We start from the raw sequence: 12,717 nt of genomic DNA, 5'->3' as shown, positions 1-12,717 counted from the left end.
GTTTTATTAGACGGTAGCGCCTGATTCGTAGCGCAAAATAGCAAGCTCTTGCAAGCGAACAACAGTGAATGCGCATTTCCATGCGATTGTGTTGAATTGGTTCAGCGGATCTGCAACACCACCGGAGCCAGCTGGGTGAACGATGATATCAGGCTTAGAGCTGCCATCGATATCCGGGATACCATACGCACCACGACCAAGGAAGATCGTACCGTATACGTCAGCAGAAGCAGCACCAGCACCAGTAAATACAACACCGTTGTCTACTTCGATGAACCAGATGCCGTAGAGTTTACCGATGACGCCATCCATAAAGTTCTTGGTGTTGTTTTCGATGTTTGCTTTCTTCCACTCATCTGTTTGCATCAGGTCTGTAGCAACGTCAACTGGGATCAACGCCACATAGCCAGTACCGCCACCGTTAGGAAGGCGCAAAGGCTTAACTTTGTTACGACGCAGCGCACGACGCGCTTTAAGGATGTCTAGAGCGCTGACTTTGTCATCAGCAGTCAATGTATTACGAGCCAGCTTGCCGTTCGCATACAGCACGTTAGTGCCGGCAGAAACGACATCACGAGTGATTACGTCAATAGACTCACCAGCATTCTCACCCATGAGCTCGGATACCTCAGTCATCAATGGGTCAAAGCCAGTCAGGTTGATGAATTCAGAGATTTTTGTCCAGTTACCGTACTCTTTTACCGTTGCATTGATCGGAGTAATATCAAGGTTTACGCCATCTGGAGTAACACCCTCAGTCAATGCAGTCGTGGATACAGCCAAAGAGTTAAGACGACGGAAGTTAGTTGTCGCACCTTTACGCTTAGGAATGTTTTTCTTTTCTCCGAATTCAGTCCATGTCAATTCCGGTTTAAGACGCTCGAGCATTGCGTCTTGATAGTAAGTATGTTGTTCTGCTGTTAATGCGTTAACACCTGTTGTTGCGTTATAACCTTGGACTTGAGTTGCCATGTATATTCATCTCCTTATAATTCGCCGCGCTTAACTCGTTCCCTGAATGCTTTTCGATCAGCAGCAGACATTGAAGCATAACTGCCATCCTGATCTGGAGCATCTTCACCAAGGAATCCAGTGGAGCTGTCGGCGTTTCGTTGTATGTTTTTCAGCGTTTCGCGCTGTGCCTCTTGCTTTGCAGCATTTAGCCGTTCCTGATGCGTAGTCAGGATATATGCGTCCTCAAGGTCATAGCCTTTGTCGATGGACATTTGAATGATTGCATTTTGATGCTTGCCAAAGTCCGGGTATTTCGCGCTGAGCGTCTGTATTTGAGACTCAACCATACGAAGGTTCTCTTGCTCCCGGATCGTCTGCATTTCCTTCTCATACTTGCTCAGCTTTTCTTGCATTGGCTGCAGATGAGTGCGGATCACCTCTTCATCTACGCCTAGTTTCTGAGCTTCCTCTTGGATTCGGCGGTCTTGCTCAGCCTGTTCCAGAGCTTCTAAGTAAGAATCATGGCTGTCATAACCGTAAAACTTCGCAATGCGGTCAAGGTTTTGTTGGTAACGCTCGGCTTGCTGGGCTTTTTCGGACACCTTGTCATAGTTCAAACCTTTCTGAACCCATGTAGGCACCTCATCCTCTGGCACAAAGCGTTCCTCTTTGTTGTACTTGACGTTAATGCCTCGTGGCGTTTCCTCCTGTGGTGGGGAGTCACTGCCTTCTATTGGCGTTTCATTGGTCTCAATTACCTCTGGCACTTCTGTTACTTCTTCAACTCCGCTATGGTTGGCGGTCTCTTCCATTTTGAACCCTCCTTGCTCTATGGTAGGAGCAAATTTGTATTAAAATAGGGCCAACTCTGCACTGAGAAGGCCCCGTGTTGCTTACTTCTTCAATTCTTTGATGTTATCCATCAATCCATTGATACGATCTACTCCAGGCAGTCCGTATACTGTGGCTGCTACACTGAACTGATTACCCAATTCCTCGTCATCCGTCAGCGCCTAGTCACCCTCAAATCACCGCCTCCCCCTAAATAGACACCCTTTGTTGGATTTAACGGAAGATCAGCACTGTTATTTGTCGTAACTGCTGCTGCCCCTTGCGCTGATGCAAATACCGTTTCTCCTCTTGGTCTTCCTTGTGGATCCCAACTCATTTCATCACACTCCCATTGGTATTGGTGGTGCTCCCATCGGTAGTGCCTCTGGCTGCATTGGAGCTGCTTGCATTGGTGGTGCTATAGCATTTTGAAGCATTGCAAACTGTTGTTCAACCGGCAGTGAAGCGAATACTTCCTTGTCCTCAGGCGGCATGCTGTTGAATTGTTCCTCCATCAAGGCAATTACACCCTTCTGCTCGTCCAATTCCTTCAAGAGTCGGTCACGATAAGGAACAATCGACTTAGGCATGTACTTCAGCAACTGAGCAAATGTGATATCACCCTCTGCCTTGGCTTTCTCAAGCGTCGATACCATGAGCGCCTCAGAGTAAGTGGACGATGGGCCAACGTCAATCTTCAGGTTGAGCTCTATACCTTGGTACTGTGAGCCAGTGAACATTTCCGGATACGTCTCACCTTCATCATCTTTCAGCATCACTTGGCGCTCAATGTTGTATTTGACCTTCCACATGTCCTCCCATATACGCCCAATGTCCTCAATCAGGCGGTAGAATCGGCGTTTAATGGACTCGATTGGGATAGCAGCGGCTTTCTGCAGCAGCATAATAGCTGTGGCGTTCAGGTCAGCTGATGGTGCTGTACCAGTGGCTGCATCATTGGCCCCTGTCATTTCACGAGTGTAACCAAGGATAGCATCGACCAGCGCACTTGCTTGGCTGTTGAAAGATCCAGGCATCAGATACTTCACGCCATCTCCTTGACCTAATGGAGTTCTATCCTCAATCATTTCGCCCGGAGTATTGGTAATCTTCCATGGATCCACTGCATTCGACTTGTAAACCAACTTAGGCCAGCCCGTGAGCTGTACTGAGAGAATTTCCATAGCCATAATAAGGTTGATTGCCTTTTGATTTGGGATCAACCCTTCAGTGTCTCCAATGCCATAAATACACTTCTTACGGCGTTTCCACTGCATCACAGCTAATGGGTAGAGGCTCAGTTCTGTATCAGCGGGCTTCTTTATGGTCAATCCACCAGCAACCTTGCACATGAACACTTTAGTGTTGCCAGTTTGATTGTCTTTGCCCTTCCAGTAACGAGTTAATACAGTAACTTTGCCTGAGTCATTCATCTCAATCTTGGCTGTATCATATCCCTCGTTCTGAGTATCCTTGTCAGGCTTGATTTGCAATGCCATTTCCTTAGACATACCATTTGCACGAGCATATTCCCTTATGTGCTTTACAGATTCACGGCTGCTGATGATGATATATGGCTGTTTCTGAACGTTTCTTTGTTGCGGATTACCAAAGAAAACATTGATTGGATCAAGGATCTCTCCTTGCATCTCACCTACATATGGGTAAAGATCGCCACCGGAGATTGAATTGTCCCAAACATAATGCCATATCCCTGTGCCTGTATTGGCTGCTATATCTAAGCCTTCATCATTTAATTCATCTTGCTTGATTCGCTCCCATGTAGCTTCTGAGAAACGCGAGAAGAGGTCACCTACATCCTCTAATTCCTCTTCCGTCATGTTGTCATCAATCTCTTGGCGACTGTAGACCAGCTTAATTTGCTCACTCATAACGTTCGCTACCTTATGATCCTCAATCATCTCAATTACGTTAAAGACTGGTCTAGGTAAGTTTCTGGTTTGAGGAGTAGCAGCCGGCCACTGGTCACTGGCTTTGAACCGTTCGTACATCGGCCATTTAGATAAAAAGCCCATCCTACGGTGATAGGACAGGCCATCTTCATACTGCTGATCTACTTCACTAGCCAAGTTATCCAGATTCTTTTTCTTATCCATGTTACTCACCTTCCTTCTGCTTGCCGTTTATCCATTCATTCATAATATCTTTATCCCTCAAAGGATTATTGGCTGAAGGAGCTACTACCTCTGCTTTGTCTATCATTTCACGCATTTTCTTATTGATCAGTGCTTTTGTCTCTTCCTCTAGATCAGGAAGTCTCAGCAATTCGCCTAGTTTTGTTATATCGTCTACCACTGCATAAAACCTCCTGTCGTCTGTGGTTCAACTGTACGGAATGGGAACGGTGTCTCAGGCGCATGTCTTGCCTTCATACGCTCCATGAAGTCCCACATATCATCTTCCATCGCATATCGTACAGAGTCGATGGAGTGATTGTTCTTGTCCGGAAACTTCGCTTTAAAGTTGCCATGTACGTCTTTATCAAGCTCATATGTCAGAAACTCGCGTGCTGTCTCTGGGCAACGTTTGTCATCAATGATGATTGCTTCTAGCCCTTGGAGAAACTTGATACCGAACTCTACTGAGTCAGGCCCTTTCTTCACTGGCTGCACAAATAAGCCGTACTGAGTCAGCTCATTAATGCTCTTAGGCTCTGCTGAGTCTGCTTTGACGACTTCATTCCGCTTATTCTCGCTCGCAATATGCAAATAAGCTGCATAGTTGGACATTGCCACCTTATACAGCTCATGAAAGATATATAGTCGTTTGTACTTCCTGTCGTAATGCATCACCGTGTAGGATAAAGGGTCAACCGCATATCCAAAGTCTAAGCCTCGTCTAAGCTGATGGAACTCCTCTATCTCTTCATCACTGATCCGTCTGATCTGAACGTTGTCGAACACCTCACCGCCAGTACCAGTGATCTTACCCAAGTACTCATGTTCATAGGATTGCGGCTTAGTCACTTTAAGATGCTCAGCCTCTACAATGAACTGTTCCCCTAACCAATCTCTAGGAACGGTTAGATAGGTGCTGTGATGCGTCAGTCGATCATCCCGAGTTAGTTTAACCTCAGTGTTTACCCAGTTGTTCGCGCTCTTTGGTGGGTTGTATGTGTAGAACACCGTAAACTTGGGTCCACCACGCATCAATGACTGGTTGATCATCCGGACTTCTTCCATGCCCGTGAACTCGTCAACTTCCTCATACCAAATGAATTTGGTGTATCCACGGCTAAACTTCATGGATTTGATCTTCTTCGGCTTATCTGCACCTCTAAAGCGGATCTCTTGTCCAGTAGGCTTATAAGTGATAACCAGCTTCGCCTCTGGGATGTGCCAGTATTCTTCAACGCCTAATGCTTCAATAGCCCAGGTTAGCTGCTCGAATACCGATTCTTTCAACGTATCTTTGACCTTACGGAGTACCACAGCGTTTGCGTTGGGGTCGGACATGATACCAAGGATAATCTCAATCGCCGTGAAAGATGACTTTGTACTACCGCGACCGCCACCTAACCAGTAATGGGTATGACCATCTGCTTTGATGTCACAATGTACATCGTAGAAAGATGGCGCTATCACCTCAGTTAACTTAATCATGACTTACCCCTGATATCATCTACGATCGTAACGCCAAGATTACCGCTGTGCTCAATACGTTCCTTAAACATGCCTAAATGTTTAGCCACGCTGTCTAAGGCTCCACGCGCCACGTTAGGGTCTATGTCCTTCGTATTGAGGATTATGTCCTTGTACTGTTGTAAGACCCATTCTACGGTCATTTCGGCTTTCTCAGCGTGTTTCTGTTGCCTTTTGGCTACCTCTTCGGCAATCTGAGGTTTCCTGAGGTTCTCATACCCTGTTTCTGAGGCTGTCTTTTCACTGTAACCTGCTCGTATTGCCGCTTGAGTGGCATTGAGGTCGATCATATATTCATCGACAAACTTTTGTTGTTTGGCCGTCAATGCCATGGGATTCACTCTCCTTTCTACATCTTCATCAGTTTGTAATAACAACGCTTGATGACTTGAGCATCGTATAAAGCGTTATGTTTTTGTCTCATCCAGTTGATTCCGTCTCCCTCAACAAATTCCTCACGGCTGATATCTGGATCGACTCCTTTAATCTTCATCAGCGTGCATATGTCGAATGGAATGTAGTATACGTTCTTTGGAATATTGAACGCATGCCCAAACAATTGATTGAATAGCACCCAGTCATATGCTAGACAGTCACTCCAAATTTCTACATGATCCCATTGGCTTAACCACCATTTAAGCTGCTCTAGTACATACTCCTTGTCACCTTTTAAGTTGTTTGGCGCTTGTTGTCCTACTTCATCAGGAATGTACAGCTTATCAATGACATTTGCTTGCAACCAATCATCTACCTGATCCCTATCATAGTCAGTCAACTCGGCATAAAACTCACTGCCATTCTCAGCTACCAATCCTATACTGATCAGCGTCGTGTTTTGGTGTAGTCCTGTGAACTCTGTATCAAAGAATACTTTCATGGGTTCTTTCTTCACCTCTCTTATCATCTGTTCTAACTCTTCTTTGCCATATGCTTTGGTTTGATCTCTTAGCATGAGAGTAGCAAGAGTTTCTGCTTCTTCTTTACTTATCTTCATAACCTCAACCCCCTTATCCGGCCTCCGCTCCGCTAAGTATTTCGTTCGTCTCGATGGCCTTCGGCCCTTACCTGCTACTTCACGACTAGAGCTCTGTCGACAGCATGTGTGTTGATCTCTGTCGCATAATCGCCCCATATAACCACCCACTGCTGAGGTGGATCGTTTAACAGTTGAGCATACTTATTCGCCTGTTCCTCTGTCATACCAAATTCCAATTGACTACCTGCGTTAAATATAATGACCAGCTTAGCCATAGTCACCTCAAAATAAAAAAGAGCAGCGATCGCTCGCCACTCCTGTCATATGATGCGGTAATTTGTACATAATGCGGCTACCGCTAATCCGCCATGCCCGGAATGGGCTTTTAGTGGACGAAACGGGTTTTTATCACCCTCTGATGTCCTGTCCCAATGTTAATCACCGCCAGCCGACCAGTATACACCGATCCTTGGTTATCCTTTTGGGTGCTGGCTAGTGACAAGTTAAAAGAACAATGTAAACGGAGGCTGCGCATTCAGCTACCGACGTCCATCATATGTTCCCTATAATACTAATTTATCATAATCATTGCGGGTTTTGTGTGAGATTTTTGCGGGAAAAATGCGGGATTTATGCGGGTTCGCTGTATTCCCAGTTCGGGTCCCACATGTAATCAATGTTCTCAATGTCAGTGTACTCAACATCCAATGGTTCAAGAGCCTTGCAGAGCTTTTTAAGCGCCTCTGTATGCCATTTAGATATAGTACCTCTGTCTCTGTGGAGATAACGCGCAATCTCATGCAGCGCTTTCTTATTCCGATCAATATACTTCTGCATGATCACCGATCTCTCATCATCACTCAGGACCGTATCAATAGCTCCTTTTACCATGGTCACTACCAAAGTGTATCTTCTGTGGTCCCATCTGTTTGCTGGTAGCACCCTTCTGTCCGAGACCATATTGATAGGCATCAATGGGCCGCCTCTTTCATCAGCTATGCTATTCACAGCGTATTGATATGAGTTAAAGTTCTCCAGATACTCAATCACCTTGTCCTTATTCATGCCTTTTACCTCCTTAAGAGAAAAGACGGCTTACGCCGCCTCCCCCAATCTTTGTTGCTCCAGTATACTTACTCGTTGCTCAAGCGCCGTGAGTCTTTCCTCAATTGCCGTAGTTGCTTGTCCTTCCACCTCTCCGTCAGCGTCTGCTTGATCCAGTCCGTGCTCTGCGAGGTCGGTTTCTTCTTGAAACTGCAAAGAGGGCGGTGTCAGGCTCGCTTCCAACTCAGCCCGAGCGCGTGCCAGATCCTCATTACGACGTTTCTCCTCGGCGGCGGCGCGAAATGTGATTGCCTCTTCGGGCTGCACCTCCCGGTACTTACCGATGTACATATAGTAATCCTCGAAGTACTCATCCGTTTCGGCATATTGAGCGCTGAAGCGTGATCTGCGGTTATCCAATGGGTTAACATTGTAGATCGCCGGCTTATTCTCTTCTTCTTTCTTCTTCTGCTCTTTGAATCGCTCCATCATTTCATTCATGTCTGGACCAACATCAATTACTCTTACAGCGTTCTTGGCACCAACTGCGATTTCTGTTCTGAGATCATCCACTTGGCTATTGAGTCTCTCAATTTCCTTGTTAGCTGATTCCAGTTCAGCTGCTGCCGCATCTCTCTTATGTTCAAGATCCGCTTTAGCTTCTTGCAATGTATTAACCTCGTTGCGGAGAGTGTTAACTTCGTTACGCAGTGAAGCTGCTTCTTCATACATCGCATCGTAACGGTTATGAATCTCTTCTTTCTCGGCTTTGAGCTGCACTACCTGAGCTGCAGCGGCCTCTTGTGCTTTATTTGTTTCTGCAATGCGTCCTTCTTCACGCTGCATCATCCCTTGTTGGATTGCCAACCTGAGGATTTGATAAGCCGGCTCGCTGCCGACAAGGTCACGCATGTTGTATACTTTTCCGTCGCCGTCGTCTACTGTCAGTTCGTCTAAGAAGTATGCGATCGCCTCATTATTCTCTTCGACCTTGTTATTCTCCAACTGGGCAATCTCTTGCTCCAGCGCTTCGATCTTATGCACATCCGCCACTGCTCCACGTTGTCTTTCTGTGCTCAATTCATAACGTTTTTGGTCCAATAACTCTTGGTTAATCACCACATACACCCCATTTTCCGTAATTGTAAGATTATAACTCTATTATACTATGAATTAGTGCATGAAACTACTTGTTTACGTTAATTTTCTCGATATTTTTCTTGTTTTCTATCATGGTTGTTACTTGACAAAGTATCATCATACTTCCATCCATTTATATTTGGTTCCTTGCACTTATAATTCGTCCCTAATCCCCAATGTTGAATGCAATAAACTTTGCACTTATCGCATTTCCATAAATTCTGTGAACTCGATCTATGCTGCGCTATTATTGTGAAGTCATGTCTGCAAAAGTATTGTCTAAGTTTTAGCATCACTCCTTACGCTCCCTTTTTCTTCATTGCTTCTAGCGCATCCATTTTAAACCACTCAGACGGCTTCTGTAGGCGTTTTGGAGACTGTCCCACTCTTTGTATGGGTAACTCTATCAAAATGCCTCTAGCAGTCCCTGAGTCGTCTATAAGCACCATGCCGTTAGAATGCGTGATCCAACACATAAGTTTCATATTCACTTTTCCTCCCATATCCCATTTGTATTCTTGACCACCTTTAGCAACAGATCAGGATACTTGGAATCGAACAGCGTCCTCCGTAGTGGGAAGTCTCGAGCAACAAAGCCTTTTACATCTTCCACGATTCTTTGACCATGCTCATCCAGATACATGAAGTCCGCTTTGTATTTATGACCTCGCTTTTTCTTTCCCAGTTTGGTAAAGGGCTCGATCAACACGAATTCCGGATGGTTCTCAAGCTCTGAAATGAGTCCAGCACGCTGCAGCATGCAAAGGTGTGCGTACCGTTGGGCCTCCATTTTGCTGTCAAAGGTGATATTGTCGATGATCGTTTGCTTGGCCCCATATTTGTTAGTCTTGCGAATCATGCCGCACCCCCTTTCTTCCCCTTGGTCATGTGAACGATGCTCTTGCTAGTACCCAGAGGCCGCAGTGGCGGCCCATACTTCCGGATGATCTCCTGTCTCTCTTCCTTGGTTAAAACGTACTCTTGTAGCGTCTCATTCTCCCTTTTCCGTTCTGGAGCCAGCTCCATCTTCATTGTGTCTTTGGATTTAACCGGTGTATGTTTCCGTCCATATGCTTTCATTGCCATTTAACTCACGCTCCTTTTATTGTTGGTGTTGCTTTGCATTTCTTCTGCGAAACGGATCATTTCCTCAAGTTCTTCTTGTGACACAGCTGGCGCTTCTTCTGTTGGCTTGACTACCTCGATCTGCGGCTTGCCTCCTTGAGTCCGAGCTGGAGCAACTCCGACTTTTAAAGGTGGGTTAATATCGATGATTTTTGTTTTTCCTTCCTTCACCCAGTTCGTCAGGGTATTAATGGCGTAATTGACATGCTTGCCGCTGGCTTTCTTTAAAGCTGCTGTAATGACTTCGTTCTCAACAACACGATGGAATGCATATATTTGATCAATGGAATAAATGCTGGCTTGCTGAATGTCATAATCCTTTGTCATTTTGGTTATTTCATCTTTAAAATCAGAATTTGAAGAGGAGAGAGAGTCGGACGCTTTTTCTTCTTCTTCTTCTTTTTCTTCTTCTTTTTCTTCTTCTTTTTCTTTTTCTTTTTCTTCCCCCAAGTCTATAGATAGACTATTTATAGGGTATCCAAGGTCTTTGCAGAGACTAGCAAAACGGTACTTATAGTCGTTATTTTTTATACCGTTGATCTCTTTCTCCACGCACATGCGTACTTTAGGACTTTTGATAGAGTTATGCTTGAGCCAGTTGAGCAACATAATCTCTTGTGTCGGATCGTGATACAGTATCTTTCCATATTCGATGAAACGATGCAGCAGCTTGTCCACTGTCTCCCGGTGATAGCCGGTTTCAAACTCAATCACTCGTTTTGGAAGCTCATATATTCCGCACTGGCTTGTTTTAGAGTTGGACATCAGATATACATAGAAGTATTTTTCCTCTGGTGTCAGCCCGATCACGAATGGATCTTGCCAGAAGCTAACTTGTATCTGCCGATAAACTGCCATGTTCTCACCTTCCTTGATCTAGGTTATAAAGCGATGGATCATAAAAGATAATTTCAGACACATCATCAAAAACTTGATTGCCATTATTAACAATTTCTGATCCTGTATATCTGAGAACGGTGTAATTGTTCATTGTAAAGAATCTGTCTCTCTTTTTATCATGTGCAGCCTGTTCTTTTGTTCTCTCGTGATAGTCGTGACCATCACACTCTATGATGATTTTTTTCTCTATGGACTGGTTTGCTACAGGACGGTAGATGAGTAGAAAGTCCACTGTGTATCTATCAATCTTTTCTTGTAGCCTTATCATGTAATTTTGGTGACCGATTTGACTCAAGAGGTCCAATATATTCAAAAACATAATTTGCTCAATTGGAGTGAGCTTCTCCATTAACATGAATGCTCGTTGTACTTCATAATTTTTATACTCAATGAATTGCTGTTTTCTCTTTTCTAAAGGATCCAAAACCTCACGCTCCTTTTATGTGTCGTTGATAATCCAATATGTTGTTGATCTTCATCTTGGCCCATCTGATCCGCTCGTTGTGCCATTCGATAGCTCCGGAGTCGCCATATCGTTCAGCGTCCTCTAGATCACCTACCGCCCGAGCTAGTTCATCATCCCAATATGCTAGCGACTCACTCGAAAACCTGTTGTTAGATGACATATTGACTCACTCCTTTGGGTAAAGGGATAACAACATTCTCTGTAGGTCACCGTATCCCTCGTAAGGGTTCTCCCACTTGGTTGCCTCTCTCAGCACTTCTTCTATCGTTTCCCTCAGCTTCCGTTCACGAGCTTCTGCACTATTTGCTCGCTCTTCTTGTAAGTGGTACCCCTTCACGAAATCTTCTTTTACCATTAGTACATATCTATATTCTTTCTGTAGCTCATCTGCACGTTCTCTCTCAGCCTTCAGGACCTCGTTAAACGCCCTAGCCTGATCTTCTACACTCTCACATGCTTCTATGTCTATATAGCTCCTGAACTCGTCTATATCGGCTTTTATGCGTTCTAGAACCTTAAGCATTTCGTCGTTTCTAGATTGAAGCTCTGCGTATTGTTGGAGCCAGTATCCTAACACTTCATCAAGCGATTCTTTAGAATTAACACCTTCTATCACCGCACCGTATGTTTCAAACAATTTTCGCCCAAGCTGTATACGTTCCATGTCCTTATGCCAGTCTCTATTCATCCTTAAACCTCCCAACTTCCATAAGACCATTGCCCAATTGATACGTTGCAAGGCTTGCAGAACATTTGATATTCCAATAAACAAATGTAGTCCTCATACAAATGATTCCTTTCCTCTACATCGGCACTTTCGCAATGAGGGCATTTTAAGGGTGTTCCATCTTCCTCAATGTAACCCTCTGATATCATTCGTTCGAAATATTCACCAAATGTTTCTTCCTCTCTACTCATCCTTTACTACCTCCAACCGACCTACAATCTCCCATTCATCCTCATAAATCTTTGTGATGTAAACTTTGTTGTAATGAGGATTTGCATCAATCATGTCCTGAGTTATATTGCCGATTTCATCTTCAACATCTGTTCCAGATGTTGTCTGATCTTTTATGATCACTTCTCTCGGCTTAATGGCGGGTACTGGATCAGCGTTAAATGTGCCTGCCTCAATCTGTTCAGCCAAAAGTTCCAATGTTTGCACGCTGCCCTCAATTACGTCTTCTTTAGGCTTAAATGTTTCTGCTCGTTCAAGACCGTAATTTATCCATTCAAGCAGTTTATCTGCTGATATAAGCTTCTCTTGTTTACTCATGGTCTTTCACGACCCTTCCCCATAGATAGTTGTTTAAGCGAAATATTACAAAACAAAGCCCAGCAAGGATTCCGCCTATCAATCCAACCTCCATCGGTAAATATCCAAGCAGCCAACCTATAAGCAATAAGCAAAAGGTGGTAAGGGAAGTAGTAAATGCTATGACATTTAACCAAGCATGAATTTTGTCCAACTTACTCATGGTCTACCTCCCCAGGAAGGTTTAATAGGTGAGGATGTTCGTGGATTCGGCTTCTGATTGTTGAGCGATCGACTTTAAAGTGTTTGGCAATGTAACTGATTGACATTCCATCAGCAACCATGTTCATAATCTCCGGTACAG

The 12,717-nt window shown here is 44.6% G+C and carries 20 protein-coding genes; all 20 read right to left on the bottom strand.

Translation table 11 applies throughout. The features are described from left to right. Window positions 1-6 precede the first annotated feature (6 nt). The 20 genes from BLW49_RS14340 to BLW49_RS14240 all read right to left on the bottom strand — a co-directional run bounded on the left by BLW49_RS14340 (window position 7) and on the right by BLW49_RS14240 (window position 12,576). A complete protein-coding gene (locus BLW49_RS14340; RefSeq protein ID WP_090725298.1) occupies window positions 7-972 on the bottom strand; it encodes a N4-gp56 family major capsid protein in 966 nt (321 codons plus the stop codon). A gap of 14 nt (window positions 973-986) precedes the next feature. Next, on the bottom strand, window positions 987-1,766 hold the full coding sequence (locus tag BLW49_RS14335) for a hypothetical protein (RefSeq protein ID WP_090725296.1): 780 nt from the start codon (window positions 1,764-1,766) through the stop codon (window positions 987-989). A 194-nt stretch (window positions 1,767-1,960) separates the two neighbouring features. Beyond that, window positions 1,961-2,122 carry a hypothetical protein gene (locus tag BLW49_RS28815; RefSeq protein WP_177178746.1) on the bottom strand — a complete coding sequence of 54 codons (162 nt, stop codon included), beginning with the start codon at window positions 2,120-2,122 and terminating at the stop codon, window positions 1,961-1,963. A 4-nt stretch (window positions 2,123-2,126) separates the two neighbouring features. Continuing rightward, window positions 2,127-3,902 (bottom strand): portal protein, encoded by a 1,776-nt coding sequence (locus BLW49_RS14330; RefSeq protein ID WP_090725295.1) that lies wholly within the window; start codon window positions 3,900-3,902, stop codon window positions 2,127-2,129. Between the two features lies 1 nt (window position 3,903). Continuing rightward, window positions 3,904-4,101, bottom strand: coding sequence for a hypothetical protein (locus BLW49_RS14325; protein ID WP_090725294.1), 198 nt, complete (start codon window positions 4,099-4,101; stop codon window positions 3,904-3,906). Then, window positions 4,095-5,408 carry a PBSX family phage terminase large subunit gene (locus tag BLW49_RS14320; RefSeq protein WP_090725293.1) on the bottom strand — a complete coding sequence of 438 codons (1,314 nt, stop codon included), beginning with the start codon at window positions 5,406-5,408 and terminating at the stop codon, window positions 4,095-4,097. The genes BLW49_RS14325 and BLW49_RS14320 overlap by 7 nt, the downstream gene beginning before the upstream one ends. Beyond that, window positions 5,405-5,779 (bottom strand): terminase small subunit, encoded by a 375-nt coding sequence (locus BLW49_RS14315; RefSeq protein WP_090725292.1) that lies wholly within the window; start codon window positions 5,777-5,779, stop codon window positions 5,405-5,407. Before BLW49_RS14315 ends, BLW49_RS14320 begins: the two co-directional genes overlap by 4 nt. A gap of 17 nt (window positions 5,780-5,796) precedes the next feature. Next, the gene (locus BLW49_RS14310; RefSeq protein ID WP_218145891.1) at window positions 5,797-6,441 is read right to left on the bottom strand and encodes a 3'-5' exoribonuclease domain-containing protein; all 645 of its coding nucleotides are present in this window, start codon (window positions 6,439-6,441) and stop codon (window positions 5,797-5,799) included. A gap of 74 nt (window positions 6,442-6,515) precedes the next feature. Further along, window positions 6,516-6,698, bottom strand: coding sequence for a hypothetical protein (locus BLW49_RS14305; protein WP_090725290.1), 183 nt, complete (start codon window positions 6,696-6,698; stop codon window positions 6,516-6,518). A gap of 355 nt (window positions 6,699-7,053) precedes the next feature. Then, a complete protein-coding gene (locus BLW49_RS14300; protein ID WP_090725289.1) occupies window positions 7,054-7,488 on the bottom strand; it encodes a sigma factor-like helix-turn-helix DNA-binding protein in 435 nt (144 codons plus the stop codon). 30 nt (window positions 7,489-7,518) lie between these two features. Continuing rightward, complete coding sequence (locus BLW49_RS14295) at window positions 7,519-8,586, bottom strand: hypothetical protein (protein ID WP_090725287.1); 1,068 nt, start codon at window positions 8,584-8,586, stop codon at window positions 7,519-7,521. 508 nt (window positions 8,587-9,094) lie between these two features. Beyond that, the gene (locus tag BLW49_RS14280; protein ID WP_090725282.1) at window positions 9,095-9,466 is read right to left on the bottom strand and encodes a DUF1064 domain-containing protein; all 372 of its coding nucleotides are present in this window, start codon (window positions 9,464-9,466) and stop codon (window positions 9,095-9,097) included. After that, complete coding sequence (locus BLW49_RS14275) at window positions 9,463-9,693, bottom strand: hypothetical protein (protein ID WP_090725281.1); 231 nt, start codon at window positions 9,691-9,693, stop codon at window positions 9,463-9,465. The genes BLW49_RS14280 and BLW49_RS14275 overlap by 4 nt, the downstream gene beginning before the upstream one ends. Next, window positions 9,694-10,590 (bottom strand): hypothetical protein, encoded by an 897-nt coding sequence (locus tag BLW49_RS14270; protein ID WP_090725279.1) that lies wholly within the window; start codon window positions 10,588-10,590, stop codon window positions 9,694-9,696. It lies immediately after the preceding gene. Between the two features lie 4 nt (window positions 10,591-10,594). Then, window positions 10,595-11,056, bottom strand: coding sequence for an endonuclease domain-containing protein (locus tag BLW49_RS14265; RefSeq protein ID WP_143042121.1), 462 nt, complete (start codon window positions 11,054-11,056; stop codon window positions 10,595-10,597). 4 nt (window positions 11,057-11,060) lie between these two features. Next, complete coding sequence (locus tag BLW49_RS14260; RefSeq protein WP_090725277.1) at window positions 11,061-11,258, bottom strand: hypothetical protein; 198 nt, start codon at window positions 11,256-11,258, stop codon at window positions 11,061-11,063. 6 nt (window positions 11,259-11,264) lie between these two features. Beyond that, window positions 11,265-11,786: a hypothetical protein gene (locus tag BLW49_RS14255; RefSeq protein ID WP_090725276.1), complete on the bottom strand. Its 522-nt coding sequence runs from the start codon at window positions 11,784-11,786 to the stop codon at window positions 11,265-11,267. Window positions 11,787-11,788: 2 nt separating this feature from the next. Then, entirely contained in the window at window positions 11,789-12,016 is a 228-nt protein-coding gene (locus BLW49_RS14250; protein WP_090725274.1) for a hypothetical protein, read from the bottom strand. After that, window positions 12,009-12,374 carry a hypothetical protein gene (locus BLW49_RS14245; RefSeq protein WP_090725273.1) on the bottom strand — a complete coding sequence of 122 codons (366 nt, stop codon included), beginning with the start codon at window positions 12,372-12,374 and terminating at the stop codon, window positions 12,009-12,011. The genes BLW49_RS14250 and BLW49_RS14245 overlap by 8 nt, the downstream gene beginning before the upstream one ends. After that, window positions 12,367-12,576: a hypothetical protein gene (locus tag BLW49_RS14240; RefSeq protein WP_090725271.1), complete on the bottom strand. Its 210-nt coding sequence runs from the start codon at window positions 12,574-12,576 to the stop codon at window positions 12,367-12,369. Before BLW49_RS14240 ends, BLW49_RS14245 begins: the two co-directional genes overlap by 8 nt. Between the last annotated feature and the right edge of the window lie 141 nt (window positions 12,577-12,717).

This window comes from Paenibacillus sp. PDC88, assembly GCF_900106725.1.
Taxonomy (GTDB): Bacteria; Bacillota; Bacilli; order Paenibacillales; family Paenibacillaceae; genus Paenibacillus; species Paenibacillus shunpengii.
This window is presented reverse-complemented; position numbering and strand designations above follow the sequence as displayed.